The following is a 24524-nucleotide window of genomic DNA, read 5'->3' on the forward strand; positions in this document are numbered from 1 at the left end:
GCCACGAGGCACCCGCAGCCGGCAAAGCACGTGACCGACCGAGCTCTCATCCGCCCCCCCCCCAACTGTCAGAGACTCCCCGTACCGTTGAGGCATGGATCTTCGCCCGCGCCTGCCGCAAGGCCTGCTGAACGCGCCGCGCAGGCTACTCGCCGCCGCGGCAGCAGCCATCGTGCTCGGCGGCGCCGGCACCTGGACGGCCGCCGTCGCCTCCGACGACCCGCCCCCCGTCCACCGCACCGACCGGGTGATGGCCATGGACGGGGCCCGCATCGACACCTCGTACTTCACCACCCCCACGGCCGGCCGCCGCCCCGCCGTCCTGCTGGCGCACGGCTTCGGCGGCAGCAAGAACGACATGCGGCAGCAGGCCGAGGGCCTGGCCCGCGACGGATACGCGGTGCTGACCTGGTCCGCGCGCGGCTTCGGCAGGTCCACCGGGAAGATCGGCCTCAACGACCCCCGGCACGAGGTCGCCGACGTCTCCCGCCTCATCGACTGGCTGGCCGAGCAGCCCCAGGTCCGCCTCGACAAGCCCGGCGACCCGCGCGTGGGCGTCGCAGGCGGCTCCTACGGCGGCGCGATCTCCCTGCTGGCCGCCGGATACGACCACCGGGTCGACGCCATCGCCCCGGCCATCACCTACTGGAACCTGGCCGACGCCCTCTTCCCGAACGGCGTGTTCAAGAAGCTGTGGGCCGGGATCTTCTTCAACAACGGCGGCGGCTGCGCCCGCTTCGAACCCGCGCTGTGCCGGATGTACGACCGGGTCGCCGAGTCCGGGAAGCCGGACGCCGCCGCCCGGAAACTCCTGGAGGAGCGCTCGCCGTCCGCCGTCGCCGACCGCATCAAGGTGCCCACCCTGCTGCTGCAGGGCCAGACCGACTCCCTGTTCACCCTCGCCCAGTCGGACGCCGCCGAGAAGGCGATCCACGCGAACGGAGCCCCCGTCGACGTCGACTGGATCGCCGGCGGACACGACGGCGGTGACCTGGAGACCGGCCGCCTGCGGGCCCGGACGGCGGCCTGGTTCGACCGCTACCTCAAGGGCGACCAGAGCGCCGGCACCGGCCCCGCCTTCCGCATCACCCGCACCGGAGGCGTCGACTCCACCGACGGCGCCGCCCAGCTGCGCGGCGCGAGCGCCGACAGCTACCCCGGCCTGTCCGGCCACCCGAAGTCCATCGCCCTGTCCGGCGGCACCCAGCACATCACCAACCCGGCCGGCGCCAGCCCGCCCGCCATCTCCGCGCTGCCCGGCCTCGGCGGCTCCGGCGGGCTCACCCAGCTCTCCGCCCTCGGCATCGGCGTCTCCCTGGACTTCCCCGGGCAGTACGCCAGGTTCGACTCCGCACCCCTCACCCACGGCCTGCGGATCACCGGCTCACCGACCGCCACCGTCCACCTCACCTCCACCGCCGCCGACGCCGTCCTCTTCGGCAAGGTCTACGACGTCGGCCCCGGCGGCACCCGGGAGGTCCTGCCCTCGCAGCTCGTCGCGCCCCTGCGGGTCACCGGCGCCACGTCCGGCAAGGACGTCACCGTCACCCTCCCGGCCATCGACCACGACGTGCAGAAGGGCCACCGGCTCCGCCTGGTCCTCGCCTCCACCGACCTCGGCTACGCGTCCCCGGCCGCCCCGGCGACCTACACCGTCACCCTCAAGGGCGACCTGCGCGTCCCCACGGCCCCCGGCGTCAGCACCGCCGCCGCCCCGCTGCCCGCCTGGATCTGGTGGCTGCCCGGCGGCGGCGCCGTCCTCGCACTCGCCCTGCTGCTCACCGGCCGCCGCCGCACGGCGGCACCCGCACCCGACGCCGGCCTCGCCGACGTCCCGCTGCGGATAAGCGGCCTCAGCAAGCGCTACGCCCGCACCGGCGACCGGTACGCGGTGCGCGAGCTGTCCTTCCGCGTGGACAAGGGCCAGGTCCTCGGCCTGCTCGGACCCAACGGCGCCGGCAAGACCACCACCCTGCGCATGCTCATGGGCCTGATCACCCCGGACGACGGCGAGATCCGCGTCTTCGGACACGCGATCCGGCCCGGCGCCCCCGTCCTGTCCCGCGTGGGCGCCTTCGTGGAGGGCGCCGGCTTCCTGCCGCACCTGACCGGCCGGGAGAACCTGGAGCTGTACTGGAAGGCCACCGGCCGCCCGGCCGAGGACGCCCACCTCGACGAGGCCCTGGAGATCGCCGGCCTCGGCGACGCGCTGGCCCGCGCGGTGCGCACCTACTCCCAGGGCATGCGCCAGCGCCTCGCCCTCGCCCAGGCCATGCTGGGCCTGCCCGACCTGCTCATACTGGACGAGCCCACCAACGGCCTCGACCCGCCGCAGATCCGCGAGATGCGCGAGGTGATGATCCGCTACGCGGCCGGCGGCCGTACGGTCATCGTCTCCAGCCACCTCCTCGCCGAGGTCGAACAGTCCTGCACCCACCTCGTGGTGATGGACCGCGGCCGGCTCGTCCAGGCCGGACCCGTCGGGGAGATCATCGGCTCCGGCGACACCCTGCTCGTCGGCACCGGCACCCCCGTCGGCGACCCGGTGGTGGAGAAGGTGGCCGCGCTGCCCGGCATCGCCTCCGCCGTGCGCGCCGAGGACGGGCTCCTCGTCCGCCTCGACGCCGGTACCGGCGCCGCCCGCCTGGTCGCCGAACTCGTCCGGCTCGACGTCCCCGTCGCCTCGGTCGGCCCCCACCGCCGCCTGGAGGACGCCTTCCTCACCCTGATCGGAGGCTCCGCATGAGCACGCTCACCGAGCACACCGCCGGCGCCTCCGGCTACCGCGCCGGCCACACCCTGCCGCCGCGCGTGGAGCTGGTCCGCCAGCTCAAGCGGCGCCGCACCCTGGTCATGGGCGCCGTCCTCGCCGCCCTGCCCTTCGTGCTGCTGATCGCCTTCGCCGTCGGCGGCGACCCCGGCTCGCGCAACGGCCAGGTCACGCTGATGGACACGGCCACCGCGTCCGGCGCCAACTTCGCCGCCGTGAACCTGTTCGTCTCCGCCGGCTTCCTGCTGGTGATCCCGGTCGCCCTGTTCTGCGGGGACACCGTCGCGTCCGAGGCGAGCTGGTCCTCGCTGCGCTACCTGCTCGCCGCGCCCGTGCCCCGCGCCCGGCTGCTGGCCTCCAAGCTGCTCGTCGGCCTCGGGCTCAGCCTCGCCGCGATGGTCCTGCTCCCCGTGGTGGCCCTCGCCGTCGGTACGGCCGCCTACGGCTGGGGGCCGCTGCAGATCCCCACCGGCGGCGCGCTCGACTCCGGTACGGCGGCCCAGCGGCTGCTCGTCGTGGTGGCGTACGTCTTCGTGTCCCAACTGGTCACCGCCGGCCTCGCGTTCTGGCTGTCCACGAAGACGGACGCCCCGCTCGGCGCGGTCGGCGGCGCGGTCGGCCTGACCATCGTCGGCAACGTCCTGGACGCCGTCACCGCCCTCGGCCACTGGCGCGACTTCCTGCCCGCGCACTGGCAGTTCGCCTGGGCCGACGCCGTCCAGCCGCACCCCGAGTGGTCCGGCATGATCCAGGGCACGGCGGTCTCGGTGACGTACGCCGTGGTGCTGATCGCCCTGGCCTTCCGCGGCTTCGCCCGCAAGGACATCGTCTCCTAGGGGTCACGCCCCATTGACCTTTCCTTACTTGTGAGTAAGTTGACCCGGCGGTAAGCACCTTCGCCTCAGCCGCACCGGGGAGCCGTCATGGGCGTACGCAAGGACCTGAAACGGGCACGAAGGCGCACGGACCTGGCGGACCGGGGCGCCCCCGAGATCCTCCGGGACACCGACGGCACCGTGCGCGAGGTGCGCGCCGCGCCCCTGGCCCGGCCCCTCACCACCGGCTCCCTGGCCGACCTGCCGTTCGCGCACGCCGCCGAGACCCCGGACGCCGTACTGCTGCGCCGCCGTACCGCGGACGGCTGGCGCCCCGTCACCGCCGCCGCCTTCGCCGCCGAGGTCACCGCCGTCGCCAAGGGACTCATCGCCGCCGGACTCCAACCGGGCGGACGGGTCGCCGTGATGTCCCGCACCCGCTACGAGTGGACCGTCCTGGACTTCGCGATCTGGGCCGCCGGCGGCCAGACCGTGCCCGTCTACCCCACCTCCTCCGCCGAGCAGGTGGAGTGGATCGTCCGCGACTCCGGCGCCCGGTACGTCGTCACCGAGACGGCGGAGAACGCCGCCACCGTCACCACCGGCACCGCCGGCCACCCGGAACGGCCCCGCCTCTGGCAGATCACACCGGCACCGGACGCCGCCGCGCCGGCCGCAGGCACCCTCGCCGGTCTCACCGCCCTCGGCCGACACCTCTCCGACGAGGAGGTCGCCAAGCGCCGCGCCGCACTCGCTCCCGGCACCATCGCCACCGTCTGCTACACCTCCGGCACCACCGGACAGCCCAAGGGCTGCGTCCTCACCCACGCCAACCTGCACACCGAGGCCGCCAACACCGTCGAACTGCTGCACCCGGTGTTCCAGGCGGTCACCGGCCAGGCCGCCTCCACCCTGCTGTTCCTGCCGCTCGCCCACATCCTCGGCCGCGCCCTGCAGATCGCCTGCCTGATGGCCCGCATCGAGACCGGCCACTTCCCCAGCCTCAAGCCCGACGAACTGCGGCCCGCGCTCAAGGAGTTCCGGCCGACCTTCCTCGTCGGCGTGCCGTACCTCTTCGAGAAGATCCACGACACCGGGCGGGCGACCGCCGAGAAGATCGGCCGCGGCGCCTCCTTCGACCGCGCCGAGCGGATCGCCGTCCGCTTCGGTGAGGCGTACCTGAGGAAGTTCCTCGGCACCGGCAAGGGCCCCGGCCCCGGCCTGTACGCGGCCTGGGCGCTGTACGACCTGCTGGTCTACCGGCGCATCCGCAAGGAACTGGGCGGCCGCATGCGGTACGCCATCAGCGGTGGCTCCCCGCTCGACCGCGACCTCAACCTGTTCTTCTACGCCGCGGGCATCCTCGTCTACGAGGGCTACGGCCTGACCGAGACCACCGCCGCGGCCACCGTCGTACCCCCGCTCCGCCCCCGCCCCGGCACGGTCGGCCGGCCCGTTCCCGGCGCCGCCGTACGCATCGCCGACGACGGTGAGGTGCTGATCAAGGGCGGGATCGTCTTCGAGTCGTACTGGAAGAACCCGGCCGCCACGAAGGCCGCCCACACCGACGGCTGGTTCGCCACCGGCGACCTCGGCGCCCTCGACGACGACGGCTACCTCACCATCACCGGCCGCAAGAAGGACATCCTCGTCACCTCCGGCGGCAAGAACGTCTCCCCGGCCGTGCTGGAGGACCGGCTGCGCAGCCGCGCGCCCATCGGCCAGTGCGTGGTGGTCGGCGACAACCGGCCCTTCGTCGCGGCCCTGATCACCCTCGACCCGGAGGCCGTCGCCCACTGGCTCGCCGTCCACCGGCTGCCCGCCGGCACGCCCATGTCCGAACTGGTCCAGGACGACCGGCTGCGGGCCGCCGTACAGAAGGCCGTCGACTACGCCAACCAGGCCGTCTCGCGCGCCGAGTCCATCCGCGCCTTCGCGCTCGTCGAGGGGGAGTTCACCGAGGACAACGGGCTGCTCACACCGTCCCTGAAGGTGAAGCGGCACGCGGTGACCGCCGCCTACGCGGACCGCATCGAGGCGCTGTACCGGCGCTGAGCGCGAAAGGCGCACACACGACGGCGGCGGGTCACCGGAGGAACCGGTGACCCGCCGCCGCGGAGTACTCGCTCAGCCGTTGGCGGTGCCGTTGGCCGACAGCGCGGAGATGTCGTCCAGGATGTGCGAGAGCGAGTCGTCGCCCTTGGCCTGGGTGGAGTTCTCGGTGCACTGCTGGTTCTGCGGGTTGGACAGGACCGGGATGTCCTGCACGCCGACGTTGACCAGGGCCAGGATCGACTGGGCGTTGACCTTGGCGGGCAGGCCCACGCACGGCTTGTTCAGCGAACCCTGGACCAGCGAGAGCTGCGGGCTCTGGTCGCCGAGCGTGGCCGAGTTGCCGAACGACTGCGAGGCGCCGTTGCCGCTGAGCGCGGTCGTGCCGTGGTCGTCACCCAGGGCCAGGGCCTGGGGGGCGGCCACACCGGCGAGGCCGGCTACGGAGGCGGCGACAGCGGCGGTTGCCCACAGCTTCTTCATGTTCGTTCCCTTTCGAAAGGCGGACTCCGGGGAGGAGCTGCGTGATCGTCAACGGCCCGGGGGCCGGGCGGGTTGCGGGCTGTGCCCCGTTCGGCTCAGCGCAGTCCGATCAGTGCACAAGCGCCCCGGTGGGAGGGGCGACGGCCGGACCGGGGCAGGCCGACGGGCCGCCGGGAAGCCGGCGGCCCGTCGGCGTGAACCCGTGCGGGGCTCCGGAGGACCGGCAGGTCAGCCGTTGGCGGTGCCGTTGCCGGACAGCGCGGAGATGTCGTCCAGGATGTGCGAGAGCGAGTCGTCGCCCTTGGCCTGGGTGGAGTTCTCGGTGCACTGCTGGTTCTGCGGCGAGGACAAGACCGGGATGTCCTGCACGCCGACGTTGACGAGACCGACCAGCGACTGCAGGTTGGCCTTCGCCGGCAGGCCGATGCAGGGCTTGTTGAACGAGCCCTGGATGAGCGCCAGCTGCGGGCTCATGTTGCCGTACGTGGCGGAGTTGCCGAACGCCTGCGTGGCGCCGTTGCCGCTGAGCGCGGTCGTGCCGGTGTCGTTTCCGAGGGCCAGGGCCGGCGCGGCGGCCGCGGCCGAGACGCCGACGACGGAGGCGGCGACCGCGGCGGCGGCCAGAACCTTCTTGATCACGTGCTATTTCCCTTCAGGAGAAACCCCGTCCACCGGAGCGCCCGGATCAACTGTCCCGCGCCCCGAAGAGTTGCTGCCGTTCACTCCAACGGCCCACACGGGATGCGGAACCGATGGCGTGCGGCGGTCCCTTCCTTCCACCTTTTTCGCGGCGCCCAACGATCCGATCGGGTGATGACCCGAAACCAATCGGCCGCACCGCGGTTGATGCGGAGGCAAGAACGTGCGTCTTGGCGAGAAGCCGAGGAGCCAGGAAAGGAAAGCGAAATGCTGAAGAAGGCAATGGCCGCGGCCGCGGTCGCCGCGTCCCTCTGCGGTGTGTCGGCGGCGGCAGCCCCCCAGGCGCTTGCCCTCGGAAACGACACGGGCACGACCGCGCTCAGCGGCAACGGCGCCCACGAGACGTTCGGCAGCAACGTGACCAAGGGCGACATGAGCCCGCAGGGCACGCTGGTGCAGAGCTCGCTGAACAAGCTGTGCGTCGGCCTGCCGGCGAAGGGCAACGTCCAGTCCGTGCTCGCCGCGGTCAACGTCGGCGTCCAGGACATCCCGGTCCTGTCCGCGCCGCAGAACCAGCAGTGCGCCGAGAACGGCACGCAGGCGAAGAACGACGACCCGGCCTCGCACATCCTGGACGACATCTCCGTCCTGGCGGGCAACGGCACGGCCAACGGCTGACCCGACGCCCCGGGAGCACCGTCCGGGCGGCGTGCCGGTACACGCACCGCCGTCCGGGCGGCTTTTCCTTTGTCTCCACAGAACCGTTTCTTTGCAAACTCCGCCATCATGTCAATTCCCTGATGGCGTTCGAGTGAATTCCAGGACGACGCGCGTTCCTCGGTTTCTTCGTTTGTCTATCCCTCGTTCTACAGCCTGCCGGTCATGGTGCGAGCCGTTCCAGTTGTGCTCGCTCGGTTTCGGCCGTCATAGGGCATGACCGCGGAGAAGGGAACTTTCATGAAGAAGAGCGCTGCTGTCGTCGCCGGCGCCATCCTCGCCCTGGGCGGGGCCCTCCCGGCCTTCGCCGACGCCGGGGCCGACGGTGCCGCCGTCAAGTCCCCGGGTGTCGTCTCGGGCAACGTGGTCCAGGTCCCGGTCCACATCCCCGTCAACGTCTGCGGCAACACGGTCAACGTCATCGCCGCGCTGAACCCGGCGTTCGGCAACACCTGCGTCAACGACTGACGACGCGGCTGCACCACCAGCCCACCGGCTGACGGCCGGCCCTGGACCGACGATCCCCCCGATCCCGTGTTCCAGGGCCGGCCTTTCCACTTCTCCGAGCAGGAAGACAACGATGCGACAGACCCTCAGAAGGGGCATGGTCGCGGCCGCCGCTGCCGCGACCGGTGTGCTGTCCCTGTACGCCAACCCCGCGCTCGCCGACTCGGACGCGCACAGCCCCGCCCAGGCCCCGGCCGCCGCCGTGTCCGGCACCACCGCCCAGGCCCAGGCCCAGGCCCCGGCCGTCGCGCCGGCGAACACCGGCGCCGGCTCCGCCGCCGCGGACACCGCGCCGAACCCGGCCTCGGGCAACTCCGCCGCCGACCGGCCCGGTTCGACGGACAACGACGCCGGCCGCGCCCCCGACCGGCAAGAGCCCGCCGCGGACAACGCCCAGGGCGGCGACAACACGCAGAGCGTCGACCGTGCGCAGAGTGGTGGCGACCGGGCGCAGGGCGCCGAGCGCGGCACCCCTGCCGATCGGGCGCAGGGCGCGCGGCCCGGGACCACGGACGGCCGCGCCCAGGGGGACGGGCGGGAGAACGGTGGTGACCGCGCGCCGGCCGGTGAGCCCGAGAACGGTGGCCACCACGCGCCCGCAGGCCCGCGTGACAACGGTGGCGACCGCGCGCACGATGACCAACTCGGTGGCCCCGTTCGCACCGCTGACGAGTCGGAACACGGCGATCACCACGGAACCGGCGCCCGGACGCCGTCTTCGCGCGGCGCCACCGCCACACCGCCCCCCTACGGCGGCGAGGAGACGACCCCGCCCCCGTACGGTGGCGAGGAGACCACACCGCCCCCGTACGGCGGTGAGGAGACGCCCCCGCCCCCCTACGGCGGCGAGGAGACCCCGCCGCCGTACGGCGGTGAAGAGACGCCGCCCCCCGGTGGCCACGAGCACCACCGGCCGCCGAGCATGGCGCACACCGGTGGGCAGGGGCCGGCCATGCTGGCGACGTCGGCGGTGAGCGCCGCGCTGATCGCCGGCGGCGTGATGCTGTACCGCAGGGGCCGGCGGGCCACCCGTCACTAGCCGGTCCACGCCGCACACTCAGCCCTCCACCGCGTGCGGGACGTCCCGCGTCGCACGCGTACGGGCCGGTGGGACGGGCCATCCCGCCGGCCCCGTGTGGAGGCGGCGGCGCACCCCTCGAACCAGGGTGGCCGCCGTGAACGCGGCGCCCTGGACCGAGCGCATCGCCGGGCCGAACCCGGCGCACGTGACGGGACCGGCCAGGAACAGACCGGGGTACGACGACGCGAAGTCCGGGCCGGCCTCGGGCGCGCCGTCGGCCCCCGTGGCCAGCAGTGCGCGCAGGTCGGGGGAGAGCGGCCGGAGCCGGTCCCGGGTGGCGCGGAAGCCGGTCGCGGCGATGACGTGCCCCGTGTCCAGGACGCGTACGGCGCCGTCCCGGGACGCCGTTTTCAGGCGCAGGCCGCCCGGAACCTCGTACGCGGCGAGGACGTCGTGGCCGAGCAGCACCTCCACCCCCCGCTCCACCCGCTCGCGCAGCCACCAGGCGCCCCTCGGCCCGGACGCGGTGGCCGCGAGACGGGAGCGGGCCCCTTCGGGCAGGCGCCGGTGGAGACCGGGATACCCGGCGTGGAACCGGTTCAGCCGGCCGGGGCCCAGTGCGCTGCGCGGGGAGCGGGCCGCGCGCCACCAGGGCCGTTCCAGCGGCGCGGGCACATCGTCCCAGCGCAACCGGCCGGCCCGCGCCAGCAGCCGTACCCGGGTGCCCTGTTCGGCGAGGAGCGCGGCGGTCTCCAGGGACGACTGACCGGCGCCGACGACCGTGACGTCCCGGTCGCGGAAGCCGTCGAGGGCGGCGTGGTCACCGCTGTGCGAGACCAGCGCGGGCGGCAGGCCCCGCAGCGCCGCCGGGATCTGAGCGAACGGCAGCAGACCCACGGCCGGCGCGACCGTCCGCGCGGCCCGTGACCGCCCGTCCTCGGTGACGACCTCGAAGCCGCCCGCGCGGGGAGCCACCCGGGTCACGGTCCGCTCGTCGAGCACCGGCACCGCGTTCCGGGCGAACCACGTGCCGTACTCGGCGAACACCTCCAGCGGCAGCGGCTCGCCGTGCCGGGCGGTGACGCCCCGGAACGCGCAGAACACGTCGAGCCGCCAACGGCCCCCCCGGGTCGGACAGGTTGGACGTCCAGGGCTCCGACGTCAAAAACATGCCCGGGGGCGTGTGGTCGCGCCAGGTCGCCATGGGGCGCCCGAACACACGGACTTTCCCGGCGGCCGCCGCGTGCGACGCGATGGACAGGCCGTACGGGCCGGCCCCCACCACCAGCAGGTCGTCCATCAGCGACTGCTCGCTCTCTTCACTCGCGCGGGCCCTCGGGGGACCCGAAAGCGGTAACCGAGCTGGCGGAATTCATATTGATATGACTGAGTGTCAGTAGCCGGTATGGACCGGAATGTCGAAAGGTGAGTGGAGAAGGGAGCGGGAATGGCGACACGACAGCGCGGGGCCCGGTCCGGGCGGTCGGCGGTGGTGGTCGCGGCGGTCGTCGCGACGGCCGCGCTGGCGATCGGCCCCGGATTCGCCGTGAGCGCGGAGCCGGCCACCGGCCCGGCTCCCACACCGACACCGACACCGGCGGCCCAGGCCACCCCGGTACCGGCCACGACGACCCCGGCTCCCACGACCCCGGTTCCCACCACCCCGGCTCCCACGACTCCGGCCCCCGCCGAGAAGGCGCTCCCGCCCTTCGGTGCCTTCCTCGACTCCGGTCCGCTCGGCGTGGCCCGGATGGCCCAGCTGAGCCACTGGCTCGGCGGCACCGAACTGAAGGTCGCGCACACCTATCTGCCCGGCAACCGCTGGCGCGACATCGAGGGGGCGCCCGGCTTCCTGGACGTCTGGGCGCACTGGCGGCGCGAGAAGGCCGACCGGATGCTGGTGCTCAACGTGCCCATGCAGGAACGGAACGAGGACAACGTCCCCGACGGCCAGGTCCGCATGCTGCTCCGGCAGGGCGCCGCCGGGGACTTCGACCAGCACTTCCGCACCCTGGCCCAGCGGCTGGTAAACCTGAAGGTGCCGGACACGGTGATCGTGCTCGGCTGGGAGATGAACGGCACCACGTACACCCATCGCTGCGGACCGGATCCCGAGGCGTGGAAGACGTACTGGAGGCGGATCGTCACCACGATGCGCTCGGTACCGGGACAGAAGTTCCGGTTCGACTTCGCGCCGAGCCGGGGCCGGGACGCCGTCCCCTGGACCGACTGCTACCCCGGTGACGACACGGTCGACATCATCGGCATGGATTCCTACGACCAGCCGACGGGGCTGTCGTTCGACGAACAGGTGAAGGAGCCGTACGGCCTCCAGCGGCAGGTGGACTTCGCGAAGGCCCACGGAAAACCCATCTCCTATCCGGAATGGGGGCTCTTCCGCAACGGTGACAACGCCGAGTACATGCGGCGCATGCTCGCCTGGATGGACGCGCACAAGCCGGTCTACAACACGCTGACCGACTACTGCCCGCACGGCGTCTGGACCTGCGCGCAGAACCCGAGATCGTCCCAGGTCTACCGGTCCGCCCTCTACGGCCGCACCGAACTGCCCGCCACCGTCACGCCCGTTCCGACGCCGACGTCCAAGCCGGCTCCGGCCACCCCGACCCCCACCCCGAAGCCCCCGGCGAACTGCACGCCGATGGACCTCGGCGACTGGGTCGAGTACTGGCTCGGCGGCAAGCTCTGCTTCCGCGTCGACTGGTGGTCCCGCGACGACTAGTGCGCCTCCTTCTCGGGGCGCTGGTCCTGCCGGCGTTCGCGCCACCGGTGCAGCACCTCCTTGCCCCGTTGCCGGGCGGCCGCTTCGCACAACGCGGCCGACAGCAGCGGGGCGGTGCGCCGCCTGGCCAGCAACAGCCGTCGGCTGACGACCGGTTCGGGACGCCAGTGGTGCTTGTACGGCTCGTCGCCGCGCAGCAGGCTCAGCACCCGGGGCGGGCCGCCGCCGGTGTGCGCCGCGTTCTCGGCGCAGGCGTCCAGCAGCATCACGGCGACGTCCGCCCTGCGTTCCCGGAGCCCGGGGTGGGCGCCGTACAGATAGCCGCCCGCCAGGCTCCGGGAGAGCAGGGTCAGGTCGACGGCCGTCACCTCGTCGCCGATCAGGAACTCGGTGACGACCGCGCTCCCGGCGCGGACCATCGGTCCGACCGCACGGACCAGATGCTCCTGGAACCGGGGCCGCAGGTGCTCGGTCGTCACCTTCCGGTCCGCCCACTGCAGCCGGTGCAGTTCCAGCAGTCGCCGCAGGGCCGCGTCCACCTCCTCGGGTCCGGCTACCCGCCGTTCGACGCCCAGCGCGGACAGCTTGCGCAGCTTGGCCCGCACCCGCTGGGCCTTGTTCGACGGCAGCCGGGCGACCAGGCCGGCCATGGGCACGGCCGGCAGTTCCAGGCACAGCGAGTCCGGCAGCGCGTGGCGGGGGCCGAGCCAGGTGTCGTAGACCCGTTCGACGGCGGCGCCCGGCCGCACCTCGCGGAAGTCGATCAAAGCCGTGCGCGCCGCCTCCGCGAGGGCCCCGGTGAGCGCGGTGAGCGCAGGGCCGCCGCGGCCGGCGTCGCCGTCGTCGACGAGGACGTCCCCGAAGTCGGAGATCGCCCCGCCTAGCGGCACCAGCGCGGGCAGGGGACGCCGGACCAGCATCAGGGGTGCGGCGGCGAGCAGTTCACCACCGGAGCGGACCAGCAGCAGCCGCAGCCGGCCCGGCCTGCCGTACGACAGCCACCACGAGTGCAGCCAGGAGTGGCTCTGGAACGGGGTCGCGGCGGCACACCGCCCGTACAGCCGGGCCCACTCCGGAGCGAGCGCGGCGAACGCGGCCTCGTCGGTGACGAGTTCGGTGACAAGGCCGACGTCGGCGGGGTCTGCGGTGGTGCGCGGCGCGCCGGCCCGCGCGCCGGGTACGGCACGCCCCGAACGGGTGGCCGTCACAGCTGACCGTGGCTGTCGGCGGCGATGGCCGGGCCGGGCACGGAGGCGGCCCGCACCGGCTCCTCCTCGGGCCGCCGGGGCCGGACCAGCAGCACGAGCCCGCCGAGCAGCCCGCCCGCGCTCGCCCCGACCAGGCCGGTCACCGTGGGCGAGGCCGAGGCCGGCTCGGTCGGCTTCACCGCACGGGAGAACTGCAGGAGTTCGACGTGGGTGTCGGCCTTGGTGTCGTTGGCGTGCTCGGTGAGCGCGCGGGCGACCGCGTTGGCCATGGCGGCGGCCTGCGCGGGGTGGGCGGAGGTGGCGGTGACGGAGACCATCGGGGCGTCCGGCGAGGTCGCCGTGCGCACGCTGTCGCGCAGTGTGGCGACCGGCACCCCGGCCCGCACCTGCGCGTCGTCGAGCACCGCGAGCTGGGTGGCGACCCGGCCGTAGGCCTGCGCGAAGCCGAGCGCGGTGGCCGTGTCGGACTTCTCGGTGGGTACGGCGACGACATAGCTGGTGGCCGTGTACGCCGGTGGCTTGAGCACCCCGTACCCGCCGCCGAGCAGCCCGCCCGCGAGGACGCCGGCCGCGACCAGCGACCAGGGGGGCAGCGCGCGGAGACGGGCGAAACGGGTGCTGTGGTGGTGCTTGTTGTCGGTCATGACGGACTGACTCCCTCGGAGGATCGGGACGAAGGGACCGGGCGGGCGAGCGCCGTCGCGTAGACGTCCATGAGCCGGGCGGCGCTGGTGGCGATGCTGTAGTGGCGGGCCGCCTCGGGCACGGCGCGCGGGCCCGGACCGGCGGCCCGGACGGCGGCGAGCGCGCGGGCGTAGGCGTCGGCCCCGCCCCGCACCCGTACGGCGTGCGGGGTGGCCGCGGGCGGCAGATCCTCGATGGCGGGGCAGCAGGCGTACCGCACCGGCAGCCCGGCCGCGAGCCCCTCGACCACCGCCAGCCCGAAGGCCTCCTCCGCGGAGGGCGAGGCGAGGACGTCCATGGCGGAGGTCAGCGCGGGCAGATCGAGGTGGGGGGCGAGGGAGGGGGCGTGCGCGGCGGGGCGCCTGGTGAGCTGCTCCGGGGGGCCGGGTGCGAGGGGGGCGGGGACCCGGCCGGGCGGGGTGTCGAGCCGGTCCGGGCCAGGGGAAGTCCCCGTGCGGTCGATGCCGCAGAAGCCGCCGAAGCCGCCGGTGCCGTCGACGGCTCCGTAGGTGCTGCCCTCGGGTCCTGCGTCCGCCGGGGCCGCCTCCGTGAAGTAGGGCCGCTCGCCCGCGAACAGCACGCGGTCGGTGACGCCCGCTTCGCACGCGAGGCGGCGCAGGGCGGACTCCTCGGGGCCCCCGCCGACCAGCAGCAGGTGGCTGTCGGAGGGGAGTTGGGCGAGGGCGCGGATCAGGACGCCGAAGCGTTTGCCGGGGGCGAGGCGGCCGATGCCGCCGACGACGAAGGCGTCGTCGGGCAGCCCGAGGGCGGCCCGGGCGCGCCGCCTGCGCCCGGGGTCGTGACGGAACCGGTCCAGGTCGATGCCGTTGGGCACCACCTCGATGCGTGGCGCGGGCACGCCCCACCGGCCGAGGCGGGCGGCGACCGTGGGCGAGACGGCGACCGTGGCCCGGCCCAGCCGCTCCCCGGCCAGGTACAGCGCCCGCACCCCGGCGGTGAGCGGCCGGCCCTCCATCTGCGAGTCGCCCAGGGAGTGTTCGGTGGCGACGACGGCCCGGACCCCGGCGATCCGGGCGGCGATCCTGCCGTACAGGCACGCCCGGTAGAGGTGGGTGTGCACGAGGTCGTAGCGGCCCCGCCGGATGATGCGGACCAGGCGGGGCAGTGCGGCCAGGTCGCGGTTGCCGGCCATGCCGAGGTGCGTCACCCGTACCCCGTCGGCGGCGAGCCCGTCCGCCACCGGCCCCGGGTTGGTCAGCGTCACCACGTCGCAGTCGACCGGCAAGTGGCGTAGCAGCAGCCGCAGTTGCTGCTCGGCACCGCCGATGCCCAGCCCGGTGATGATGTGCAGCGCCTTCACCGCAGCCCCTCGACGGGACGGCGGCGCAACCGGTGCAGCCGGTACTTCAGGAACAGGCGCGGGGCGGTGTCGCTCTGCCCGACGTGCACCCGGGGCAGGGCGTACGGGCCGGTCAGCGGGCCGGGGTCGATGGCGCACGCGTACCGGTAGCCGGCCGCCCGTACGGCGGTCATGGCGCGCGGGTCGAGGGTGCCGTAGGGATAGCAGAAGCCGGTCACCGGGGCGCCGGTCAACTCGCTGAGCAGCGCCCGGCTCTCGGCGGTCTCGGCCGTGAGGGTGGCCTCGTCGGCGCGGGTGAGGTCGACGTGGGTGAGGCCGTGCGAGCCGATCTCCACGCCCGCCTCGGCGACCCGGCGGACACCGTCGGCGCTGAGCAGTGGCTTGCGCGGGCCCAGCGGGTCCCAGGCGTTGGCGCCGCCGAGCCGGCCGGGCAGCACGAACAGGGTGGCGGTGCACTGCCAGCGGGTCAGCAGGGGCAGGGCGTTGCCGAGGAAGTCGGCGTAGCCGTCGTCGAAGGTGAGCCCCACCAGGCCGCGTCCCTCGCCCCGGCCCCGGGCGGCGAGCAGTTCGGTCACCGACACGCCCTTGAGGCCCCGCGTCCGCAGCCACCGCAGTTGCCGCTCCAGTCTGCCGGGCGTGACCGTGATGCGGTACGGGTCGTCGGTGCGGTCGCCCACCGAGTGGTACATGGCGATCCACGGGACGGGGCCGGGCCGCGTCAGGGGCGCGGAGCCGGCGCACGAGGCGGACTCAACGGAGGACGGCATGGGCGAGCCTTCGGGTGCGGGTGCGGACGAATCGGAGTGCGGGAGCGAAGCCGTGGGCGCCCAGCGCCAGGCCGAGGAGGACGAACACGACGGTCACCGTGGCGGCCCCGGCGGCCAGGCCCGCGAGGGGTGCCGCGAACCGGCCCGCCACGAACGCCCCGGCGAGGCCGGCCACGGCGGCGGCCCGCAGCGGCCGGCTCAGCTCGCGCAGCACGCCCCGGACCCGGACCGGCACGCTGCGCGGGCCCATGCCGGCCAGCAGCAGACCGGCGGTGACGCTGATGCCGGCGGCGTTGGCGGCGGCGACTCCGGTGACCCCCCAGGGGCCGATCGTCCAGGCGCCGATCCAGGAGGTCACGATGATGCCGACGGTCATGGCGCCGACCGGGTACCAGGTGGCGCGGCCGGCCGAGAAGTAGGAGCGGACCAGCACGCCCGTGAGGGTCTGGCCCAGCAGACCGAGGGCGTACACCCGCATGACCCCGGCCGTCGCCGCAGTGTCCCGTGCGGTGAACTCGCCGCGCTGGAAGAGCAGTTCGACGAGCTGCGGGGCGCAGGCCACGACCGCCGCCGTGCCGAGCAGCACCAGGCAGGAGGCCAGCGCCAGGTCGCGCTCCACCCGGCCGCGGGCCCGCTCGGTGTCGCCGTCGGCCAGCGCGCGGGCCACCACCGGGAAGGTGACGGTGCACAGCATCATCGACAGCGTCATCGGGATCTGGGCGATCTTCTGGGCGTAGTTGAGGTGCGAGATGGCCCCGGAGGGCAGGTGGGAGGCGAGGAACCGCTCGATGAGGACCTGCGACTGCCGGCACAGCGCGAACAACAGCACGGTCGCCAGCAGGTTGACGTTCACGGGCCGCGTCCCGGCGTCGGCGGCGGCCGGCCCTTCGGCGCCCTTGCGCCGCAACTGCCGTACGAGCGACGGCAGCTGTACGAGAACCATCAGCACACCGCCCGCCGCCACCCCGAACGCCGCCGAGCGCACGCCCCAGTGGCCGCCGAGGGTGAACATCGCGGTGACGATGCCGACGTTGTAGGCGACGTAGATGGCGGCCGGTGCCAGGAAGCGGCGGTGGGCGCGCAGGGCCGCGCTGCAGAAGCCGGCGAGGCCGAAGCTGAGGACGCAGGTCGCGGTGAGCCGGGTGCAGTCGACCGCGAGGCCCGGGTCGGGCAGGCCGGGCGCGAGCACCTCGACCACCTGCCGGGCGCAGATGGCGAGCAGCGCGCCCACCGCGGCGAAGGCGAGCGCGAGGCGGGGCAGGATGCCGGCCACGAGGGAGCGCACGGGGTCGCCGGGGGCGCCCTGGGCCCGCCGGGCCAGCGCCCCGCTGAACGCGGGGATCAGCGCGAACGCCAGCCCGTCCTCGATCAGCAGCGTCGCCGCGAACTCCGGCACGGTCCAGGCCACCAGGAACGCGTCGGTATCCTCCCCGGCCCCGAACAACCGGGCGAGCGACTGGTCCCGCACCAGCCCCAGCACCGCCCCCGCGACCGACAGCGCGGCCGTGACAAGCGTCGCCCTGGCGAGGAAACCCCGGGTGAGCGGCTCGTGTTCGGGCCCGGCCGATTCCGGTGGCACGGAGGCCGGGGGCAGCGACGGCACCGCGGAGGCGGCGAGAGGCGGCGGGGCGGGCACGGACGCGACGAGCCCGCCGGCGGGCGCCGGCCCGGCCGGACGCACGACCGCGCGACCGGGCGTCGCACCCCGCGAACCGGGCGACGTGTCTCCCGGGCCGGTCCGCCCGACTCCCTTCGGACGGGTCCGCGCGTCTCCCCTGGGACCGGGCAGCGACTCTCCGGGCGGCCGGGTCGGGTCGGTGCGGGCCGGTGCGGGTGGCCCTTCGGGACCGTGGCCGGAACTGGCACCGGGGCCGGGACCGGAGCCGGTACGGGCGAAGGGACTTCGGCCGCGGCCAAGGTCGGCCACGGCACCGGAACGGGAACCGGCACCCGAACGGGAACCGGCACCGGCACTGGCACTGGCACCGGCATCGTGTCCATGGCCGCGACCGGAACCCGCACCGGTCCCGTGGCCGTGGCCGGGACCAGACTCGGCACCGGCACCAGCGCCAGCGCCAGCACCAGCACCAGCACCGGCACCGGCATCGTGTCCATGGCCGGGACCGGAACCCGCACCGGTCCCGTGGCCGTGGCCGGGACCAGACTCGGCACCGGCACCAGCGCCGGAAGCCGCACCGGTACCGGTACCCGCACCGGAAGCCGCTCCAGGGCGGGGTTCCGGTACCGGTTCGCGTCGGTTTCGGGAGGGCCTCACCCTCATCGGGTCACGGCCTTCCCGGGGCCGGGGACCGGGACGGGGGCGGTGTCCGGTCCGGGCGGGTCGGCGTGGGTGCCGCCGATCAGGGACCACCAGGCGATCAGGCCGAAGCAGACCGCGGTGAGCACGGTGGAGGGGCCGCCGATGTCGGCGTAGACGAAGTCGATCAGCTGCCAGGTGAGCAGGCCGCAGGCCACCAGCGCGCAGTCCAGGGCGGGGACGCGGGACCGCCGGGTGCGCCACAGGCCGCGCAGGGCGCACACCAAGAGGGCCAGCCAGGCGCCCCCGAGGCAGAGGAGGCCGATCAGTCCCTGCTCGCTGAGGACCAGCAGGTACATGTTGTGCGGGGAGAGCAGCGGCTGCTTGCGGAAGGCCGCGCCCGCGCCCCCCGTGTCGCTGCCGGAGGACAGCGCGAGCGAGGCGTGCCCGTCCCGGTACTCGGGGAAGCCCTTGAGGCCGACCCCGGTGAGCGGGTGCTGCCGCCACATGTCCGTCGCCGCCGCCCACATGGTGTACCGGTCGGTGACGGACTGGTCGGGCGCGTCGGTGACCTGGGTGATGCTGTCGATCCGCTCCTGCAGCATCGCCGTACCCACCCCGAGGCCGCCCACCAGCAGCACCCCGGCCGCGACGACGGCCGCCCCGATCTTCAGCGCCCGCCGCACCCCGGCCAGCACCAGCTGGACGGCGAGGGTCGCGGCGGTGGCGATCCAGGCGCCCCGGCTGAAGGACAGGGCCAGCGGCAGCAGCAGCGCGACGGCGCAGACCGCGGCGATCGTCCGTTCACGCGCCGGGGTACGGCCCAGCGCCAGGCCGACCGCGCACACCAGCCCGAACGACACGACGGTCGCCATGCCCATGACGTCCTGCGCGCCGAACGTGCCGACCGCCCGGATGTCCTCGCCCTGGTAGGAGGCGCCGGTGCCGGTGAGGTACTGGTGCACGCCGACCGCGCCCTCCCAGCCGGCGAGCGCGACGAACGCCCAGGCCAGCAGCCGGAAGTCGCGCCGGTCGCGGATGAGGAGCACGACGGCGGCGGGCACGAGGACGAAGATCTGCAGATAGCGGCCGAGGCCGTTGATCCCGGCCCCCGGCGAGACCGCGTCCATGGCGGCGAGCGCGAGTCCGGCCACCGGCAGGCCCAGCACGACGGCGGCGGTCCGGGGCAGCGGACGCCGCCGCGCACGCAGCAGCCGTACGACGGTGAAGGCGACCACCAGCGCGGACAGCGCGTCGGCGGGACCCGCGCCGCCCTCGCCTGCGGGCGCGACCGGCAGTGCCAGGAGCACGAGCACGGCGACCGCCGCCAGGACGGGGGAGAGGCGCGGGGGGAGGCGCAGGGGCGGTGACGGGGGCGGGGGCGGGGGCAGTGACGGGGGCGGGACCAGGCTCATCGGTCAGCTCCCCGTCGAGCGCACGAGCGCGGTCGCGGTGCGCAGCAGGATGCAGACGTCCTGCCAGAGGGACCAGTTGTCGATGTAGGCGTTGTCGAACCGCGCCCGGTCCTCGATCGAGGTGTCCCCGCGCAGCCCGTGGATCTGGGCGAGCCCGGTGATGCCGGTCCGCATCCGGTGGCGGGCCGCGTATCCCGGGTGGGCCTGGCTGAACTGGCCGACGAAGTAGGGCCGTTCGGGGCGCGGGCCGACCAGGCTCATGTCACCCGACAAAACGTTCCACAGCTGCGGCAGCTCGTCCAGCGACGTCGTGCGCAGGAACCGGCAGAAGCGGCCCATCCGGTGCTCGCCCGCCACGCTCCACCGGGTCGCCGACTCGTGCTCGTCGACCGGGCGGTGCGTGCGGAACTTCAGCAGCGTGAAGGGGCGCCCGCCCCTGCCGATGCGCTCCTGCCGGAACACCACCCCGGGGCCGTCGATGATGCGCAGGGCCGCCGCGCAGACCAGCAGCACCGGGCTGACCAGCATCAGCAGCGTCCCGGACACCAGGACGTCCAGCAGCCGCTTCCCGGCGCTGCCGTACCGCCGGGCGCCCAGGTCGACGCGGCGCACCGAGAACCCGGCGAGCTGGTGGTGCGTCTCGTACGCCGGGCGCTCCGGGCCGACCTCCCACAGCGTGCACCCCGACTCGGCGAGCGCCCGCAGCAGCGGCGCCTTCTCGCTCCGCACGGCCGGGTCCACGGTGAGCACCACGCGCACCCCGTTCTGGATGAGCGCCCGCTCCACCTCTTCGCCGCTGGTGAGGACGGGCAGCCCGAGGTCGTCCAGGCTGTTGGGGTGCTCGGCGACGACACCGACCGGGCGTACCCCGCAGCGCGGGTGCCGCAGCAGGGCGGCGCCGACCCGCTGCGCGGTCGCGGCCGGGCCGATGACGAGCGCGGTGCGCGGCCGGCGCAGCAGCGCGAGGCGGCGCCGCCAGTGCACCACACCCCGGCCGGCCGAGGCCGCCACGGCGTGCAGGGTCCAGCCGAGCAGCAGGGTCCGGGCGGACAGCGCGCGCCCGGGGTCGTAGGCGCCGAGCAGGGCGGCCACGGCCAGCCAGACGACCGCGATCCGGCCGCAGACGGACGGCAGTTCGTCGAGCACGCCGGACACCGGCCGCGCGCCGCGCGGGCGCAGCAGCAGCACCCCGGCCACCAGGACGGCGGCCGGCAGCGGATGGCGTACGGCGGTGTCGGCCGCCGCGGCGCCGGCCAGGGCGGCCGCCGCGGCCAGCAGGTCGGCGGCGAGCAGCGGCAGCGGTGACGCGGGCCGCGCGGGCGGGCGCCGCAGGGGGAGCCGGAAGCCGCGGGCGGGGCGGGTCGGCATGACCGAGACGGGCGAGAGTCCGTGGTCCCAGGGGTGGGCGCCGGGCGTGCCGGGGGAGGGGATGCTTTCCGCAGTCACGAGTGGATGGACTCCCTGCGCTCGGTGGGCACGGACGGCCGGGCGCCGAGGAGTTCGCGGTAGAGGTCCGCGACCCGCTGGGCGGTGTGCCGCACGTCGTGCGTGGACAGGACGTGCCGGCGGCCCTGGCCGGCGAGCGAGGCGCGCAGCGCCGCGTCGGGCAGCAGCCCGGTGACGGCCGAAGCCAGCGTCGCCGGATCGCCGGGCGGGACCAGGCAGCGCGCGGCGAGGGCGGACGGCAGGCTCTCGCGGGCGCCGTCGACGTCGGTGAGGACGACGGGCCGCTCGCAGGCCAGCGCCTCCAGCGGGGCGAGGGCCATGCCCTCCCACCGCGAGGGCAGCACCACCAGATCGGCCGCCCGGTACCAGGGCACGGTGTCGGCGACGGCCCCGGCGAACAGCACGGAGGGGTGGGCGTGGGCGCGCAGCGCGTCGTGGTCCGGGCCGTCGCCGACCAGCACCAGCCGGGCGTCCGGCACCTCGGCGAGCACCCGCGGCCAGGCCCGCAGCAGCACGTCCTGGCCCTTCTGCCGGCACAGCCGGCCGACGCAGACGACGAGCGGGGCGGCCGGGTCGAGGTCCGGCAGCAGCGCGGACCGGACGGGAGCGGCGGGCGCGGGGGAGAAGCGTTCGGGGTCGATGCCGTTGGGGATTACGGCGTAGCGGGCGCGCACCCCGGCGCAGACGCCGGTCGCGCGCTCCGCCTCGCTGACGCACACCACGCGGTCGGCCCAGCGCGCCCCCCACCGCTCCCAGCGCAGGGCGAGCGCCGCGGTGGCCCCGCCGACCGCCTCGAACGACCAGGCGTGCGGCTGGAACACGGTCGGGATCCGCCCGCGTACGGCGAGCCGGGCGGCGAGTCCCGCCTTCGCGCTGTGGGCGTGCACCAGTTCGGGCCGGACGTCCTCGATCAGCCGTGCCAGCCGCCGTACCTCGCCCGGCAGGCCCGGCCCCGGTGACCGGCCGGCCCGCCACAGGCGTACCTCGGTGCCCCGGTCCCGCAGGTCCGCGGCCAGGTCGCCCCCGGGGCAGGCCGCCGTGACCCGGAATCCGGCCGCGAGCTGGGCCTCCGCCAGGTCCAGGACGACCCGGGCGACACCGCCGTCGACCGGTTGTGCGAGGTGCAGGACCCGTGGCCGGGGGTCGGGTGCTGGCTGGTGCATTCGCGGATTACCTCGCTCACGGGGCGCACGGGACGGCGGTCGGGACGCGCTGCTACCGGGCGTCCACGGCGGCGAAGAGCGCGCCGGCCCACGCCGCGTCCCGGTGGGAAACGAGCCGTGGGCCCGGCTGGTCACCACCAGTCCGCGGGGCCGCCCGGAGATCGGACACGTCACACGTGCGGCGGAGGCGGCCGACGCGGGCCGGGCGTGCGGCGCCGGACGGGTGAACGGGGGGCGTGCTCCGGTGGCCGACCCCTCCGGCGTAGTCCGGCATCCGCCGTACGGGTGCCGTGGCCGGTGCGGTGATCGGGGGGCCGGGTACGCCGTCCGGCGTAGCGGGGGCGGCGCTCAGGGGGACGGGAACCGGCGGGAGGGCGAAGGGGGCGTCCGTCAGGGCGCGTTCACCGTCGTACGACACCGGGGCGCGCCCGGGGGCGGTCCGGGCGCCGGTACGAGCGCCGGTACGCGTGCCGTTACGGGCGCCGTTCCGGGCGCGGGCGTGGAGCGCGGTGCGGGCCGGAGCGGGGTCGGTGCGCGTCGTCCTGCGGGGGAGCGGACCAGGGGGAGTGCGCATGACCGGCGGTGCCCTTTCGCACGGGGCTGGAGAGGTCGGCAACTCTAGTGGCTATATGGACCAATCCGGAGAAACCGGGCAAGTGTGTCGGATCCGTGAAGGGGCCGATTCACGGTTCACCCCGTTGGCGGCACAACCCCGGAGCGCCCCACGCGTTGACACAACGCCGGGCACCCCGCCCGGATGTTTGTGTCGATCCCAAGGAGCACCTCTCCATGTCGCGTATCGCGAAGGGCCTGGTCCTGACCTCCGCCGCTGTCGCGGCCGTCGCCGGCGCCGCCGGTGTCGCCGCCGCCGACTCCAGCGCGAACGGCGCCGCCGCCCACTCGCCGGGCGTGCTGTCGGGCAACGTCGTTCAGGTCCCGGTCCACGTTCCGGTCAACGTCTGCGGCAACACCGTCGACGTCATCGGCCTGCTGAACCCGGCGTTCGGCAACACCTGCGTCAACGACTGACGTCGGGACGCGCCCCTTCCGCCGGCCGTCCGTCCGCGCCACTGCTGCGGACGGGCGGCCGGTCGCATGCGCGGGCCTGTCCGGCACAGGCCCTCCCCCCGGATGGATCACGCCGATTGCGGTCGACCGCTGGTGATCCCACGGTGGGCTCAGGTCCCCTGTGCTCATCGAAAGGAACACCCCATGCGTGGTCTGCCCGCGCGGCGTCTCGCGTCCAGCGCCCTCAGCGCCGCCCTCCTGGTCGGCATCACCGGCCCTGCCGCCCTCGCCGCCGACTCGGCCCGGGAGCGCGACCATGCCGTCTCCCGCGCGCCCGCTCACGGCGCGGACGCGCTGCTCGCCCAGGTCAGAGCCCATCTCGCCGCACAGCTGGGCCAGGCCAAGGTCCGCGCCGCGGTGCTCCGGGCGAAGGCCGCGGCCACCGCCAGGGCCCGCGGCACGGCCGTGGCCAAGGCGGGACCACTGGACGACCTGGACACCTTCCTCGACCAACTCGGCACCACGGTCGACGACCTGGTCGCCCAGGCGCTCAAGAACGGTGACCTGAGCGACGCCCAGACGCAGGCCTTCGTCGACGACCTGAACGCCGCCATCGGCAAGATCACCGCGTCGATCCCGGACGCCACCGACTCGGCGGACACGACGGACGCCACGGACACCACGACGTCCACGGCCTCCGGCACCGCGACCCTGACCGTGCCCGGCAAGAACGGCGACAGCCGCACCGCGCGCACCCCCCGGGACACCGGCTCCGACCTCCTCGGCTCGCTGCAGGACGCGCTGAACAACCTGCTCGGCGCCCTCACCTCCGGCAGCCTCGGCGGGCTGCTGTCCGCGGTCACCGGCCTGATCGGCGGCGTCGTCGGCCTGCTCACCTCGGCCCTCGGCTCGCTGACCGGCGGACTCCTCGGCGGTCTGACCAGCGGCCTGCCGTCCACGCTGCCCACCACCGTCCCCACCACCCTGCCCACCATGCCCTCACTGCCGGCGCTGCCGACGGGGTGACGCGCGGACCTCAGGGATTTCATATGTCTTGTCGGCAACGGGGTTTCCCGCCCGCCCGGAACTCGTTGGGCACGGCGTCAGAACGCCCTGCGGTGACGTGAGTTGCCGAAGAAAGGAACACGATGAAGTCCCTGAAGGCCGCCGCTGTCGTTGCCGGATCCGTGGCCCTCGCCGGCGTCGCCGCGCCCGCGTTCGCCCAGAGCGCCACCGATGTGACGCCCACCAGCCTCAACGGCGCCGTCAACCGGATCACCGAGGGTCCCCTCACCGTGCACGACGTGATGCCGCTGCAGCACCAGTCGGACGCCCTGGACACCGAGAACAAGGGTTCCGTGCTCAACACGGTCAAGGGCGCCACCACCGCCCTCAATCAGCACAACCCGCTGCTCGGCGGCCTGCCCCTGCAGAGCTGACGACGCCTCACCCACCGGGGCCGGTACCGCACCCGCGGCACCGGCCCCGGTGCTTCCCCGGCGCGTCGC

General features: G+C 74.5%; 21 protein-coding genes and 1 pseudogene. 10 read left to right on the top strand and 12 right to left on the bottom strand.

All coding sequences use genetic code 11. The annotated features are described in order from the left end of the window. Nucleotides 1–94: 94 nt before the first annotated feature. The 3 genes from DBP14_RS23320 to DBP14_RS23330 all read left to right on the top strand — a co-directional run bounded on the left by DBP14_RS23320 (nt 95) and on the right by DBP14_RS23330 (nt 5640). The gene (locus tag DBP14_RS23320) at nt 95–2746 is read left to right on the top strand and encodes an alpha/beta fold hydrolase (RefSeq protein WP_129309095.1); all 2652 of its coding nucleotides are present in this window, start codon (nt 95–97) and stop codon (nt 2744–2746) included. Then, complete coding sequence (locus DBP14_RS23325) at nt 2743–3606, top strand: ABC transporter permease (RefSeq protein WP_129309096.1); 864 nt, start codon at nt 2743–2745, stop codon at nt 3604–3606. The genes DBP14_RS23320 and DBP14_RS23325 overlap by 4 nt, the downstream gene beginning before the upstream one ends. 87 nt (nt 3607–3693) lie before the next feature. Next, a complete protein-coding gene (locus DBP14_RS23330) occupies nt 3694–5640 on the top strand; it encodes an AMP-dependent synthetase/ligase (RefSeq protein ID WP_129309097.1) in 1947 nt (648 codons plus the stop codon). Nucleotides 5641–5712: 72 nt separating this feature from the next. Here the strand turns inward: DBP14_RS23330 and DBP14_RS23335 are convergent, their stop codons facing one another. Both DBP14_RS23335 and DBP14_RS23340 read right to left on the bottom strand, forming a co-directional pair. Further along, complete coding sequence (locus tag DBP14_RS23335; protein WP_129309098.1) at nt 5713–6120, bottom strand: rodlin; 408 nt, start codon at nt 6118–6120, stop codon at nt 5713–5715. Nucleotides 6121–6348: 228 nt separating this feature from the next. Next, nucleotides 6349–6759 carry a rodlin gene (locus tag DBP14_RS23340; RefSeq protein WP_129309099.1) on the bottom strand — a complete coding sequence of 137 codons (411 nt, stop codon included), beginning with the start codon at nt 6757–6759 and terminating at the stop codon, nt 6349–6351. A 267-nt stretch (nt 6760–7026) separates the two neighbouring features. On the opposite strand from DBP14_RS23340, the gene DBP14_RS23345 reads away from it, so the two are divergent. The 3 genes from DBP14_RS23345 to DBP14_RS23355 all read left to right on the top strand — a co-directional run bounded on the left by DBP14_RS23345 (nt 7027) and on the right by DBP14_RS23355 (nt 9022). Next, nucleotides 7027–7437, top strand: a complete 411-nt coding sequence (locus DBP14_RS23345) for a rodlin (RefSeq protein ID WP_129309100.1) — start codon at nt 7027–7029, stop codon at nt 7435–7437. A gap of 279 nt (nt 7438–7716) precedes the next feature. Further along, the gene (locus DBP14_RS23350) at nt 7717–7944 is read left to right on the top strand and encodes a chaplin (protein ID WP_129309101.1); all 228 of its coding nucleotides are present in this window, start codon (nt 7717–7719) and stop codon (nt 7942–7944) included. Nucleotides 7945–8056: 112 nt separating this feature from the next. Next, nucleotides 8057–9022, top strand: a complete 966-nt coding sequence (locus tag DBP14_RS23355) for a hypothetical protein (RefSeq protein ID WP_129309102.1) — start codon at nt 8057–8059, stop codon at nt 9020–9022. An 18-nt stretch (nt 9023–9040) separates the two neighbouring features. Here the strand turns inward: DBP14_RS23355 and DBP14_RS23360 are convergent. Beyond that, nucleotides 9041–10304 (bottom strand): annotated as a pseudogene (locus DBP14_RS23360) (NAD(P)-binding domain-containing protein). A 147-nt stretch (nt 10305–10451) separates the two neighbouring features. Here DBP14_RS23360 and DBP14_RS23365 point away from each other — a divergent pair. Beyond that, on the top strand, nt 10452–11747 hold the full coding sequence (locus DBP14_RS23365) for a glycosyl hydrolase (RefSeq protein WP_129309103.1): 1296 nt from the start codon (nt 10452–10454) through the stop codon (nt 11745–11747). Here DBP14_RS23365 and DBP14_RS23370 read toward each other — a convergent pair. From DBP14_RS23370 to DBP14_RS23410, 9 genes are all read right to left on the bottom strand, one after another. Continuing rightward, nucleotides 11744–12955 carry a GNAT family N-acetyltransferase gene (locus DBP14_RS23370; protein WP_129309104.1) on the bottom strand — a complete coding sequence of 404 codons (1212 nt, stop codon included), beginning with the start codon at nt 12953–12955 and terminating at the stop codon, nt 11744–11746. The two genes, DBP14_RS23365 and DBP14_RS23370, sit on opposite strands and share 4 nt — an antisense overlap. Beyond that, nucleotides 12952–13599: a lipopolysaccharide biosynthesis protein gene (locus DBP14_RS23375; protein WP_129309105.1), complete on the bottom strand. Its 648-nt coding sequence runs from the start codon at nt 13597–13599 to the stop codon at nt 12952–12954. Before DBP14_RS23375 ends, DBP14_RS23370 begins: the two co-directional genes overlap by 4 nt. Continuing rightward, complete coding sequence (locus DBP14_RS23380; RefSeq protein WP_129309106.1) at nt 13596–14960, bottom strand: glycosyltransferase; 1365 nt, start codon at nt 14958–14960, stop codon at nt 13596–13598. The genes DBP14_RS23375 and DBP14_RS23380 overlap by 4 nt, the downstream gene beginning before the upstream one ends. Further along, entirely contained in the window at nt 14957–15727 is a 771-nt protein-coding gene (locus DBP14_RS23385; RefSeq protein WP_206739327.1) for a polysaccharide deacetylase family protein, read from the bottom strand. Before DBP14_RS23385 ends, DBP14_RS23380 begins: the two co-directional genes overlap by 4 nt. After that, entirely contained in the window at nt 15711–17321 is a 1611-nt protein-coding gene (locus DBP14_RS23390) for a lipid II flippase MurJ (RefSeq protein ID WP_241741277.1), read from the bottom strand. Before DBP14_RS23390 ends, DBP14_RS23385 begins: the two co-directional genes overlap by 17 nt. 683 nt (nt 17322–18004) lie before the next feature. Next, nucleotides 18005–19399, bottom strand: a complete 1395-nt coding sequence (locus tag DBP14_RS23395; protein ID WP_129309108.1) for an O-antigen ligase family protein — start codon at nt 19397–19399, stop codon at nt 18005–18007. Between the two features lie 3 nt (nt 19400–19402). Continuing rightward, the gene (locus DBP14_RS23400) at nt 19403–20845 is read right to left on the bottom strand and encodes a sugar transferase (protein ID WP_206739329.1); all 1443 of its coding nucleotides are present in this window, start codon (nt 20843–20845) and stop codon (nt 19403–19405) included. After that, entirely contained in the window at nt 20842–22008 is a 1167-nt protein-coding gene (locus DBP14_RS23405; protein WP_129309109.1) for a glycosyltransferase, read from the bottom strand. Before DBP14_RS23405 ends, DBP14_RS23400 begins: the two co-directional genes overlap by 4 nt. A gap of 52 nt (nt 22009–22060) precedes the next feature. Next, the gene (locus tag DBP14_RS23410) at nt 22061–22582 is read right to left on the bottom strand and encodes a hypothetical protein (RefSeq protein ID WP_129309110.1); all 522 of its coding nucleotides are present in this window, start codon (nt 22580–22582) and stop codon (nt 22061–22063) included. A gap of 215 nt (nt 22583–22797) precedes the next feature. Between DBP14_RS23410 and chpG the strand changes: the two genes are divergently transcribed. The 3 genes from chpG (at nt 22798) to DBP14_RS23425 (ending at nt 24455) form a co-directional block, all read left to right on the top strand. Then, nucleotides 22798–23037 carry a chaplin ChpG gene (gene chpG / locus DBP14_RS23415; RefSeq protein ID WP_129309111.1) on the top strand — a complete coding sequence of 80 codons (240 nt, stop codon included), beginning with the start codon at nt 22798–22800 and terminating at the stop codon, nt 23035–23037. A 183-nt stretch (nt 23038–23220) separates the two neighbouring features. Further along, the gene (locus DBP14_RS23420; protein WP_129309112.1) at nt 23221–24042 is read left to right on the top strand and encodes a hypothetical protein; all 822 of its coding nucleotides are present in this window, start codon (nt 23221–23223) and stop codon (nt 24040–24042) included. A 122-nt stretch (nt 24043–24164) separates the two neighbouring features. Next, the gene (locus DBP14_RS23425; protein ID WP_129309113.1) at nt 24165–24455 is read left to right on the top strand and encodes a hypothetical protein; all 291 of its coding nucleotides are present in this window, start codon (nt 24165–24167) and stop codon (nt 24453–24455) included. Nucleotides 24456–24524: the final 69 nt, after the last annotated feature.

The organism is Streptomyces sp. L2, from assembly GCF_004124325.1.
Taxonomy (GTDB): domain Bacteria; phylum Actinomycetota; class Actinomycetes; order Streptomycetales; family Streptomycetaceae; genus Streptomyces.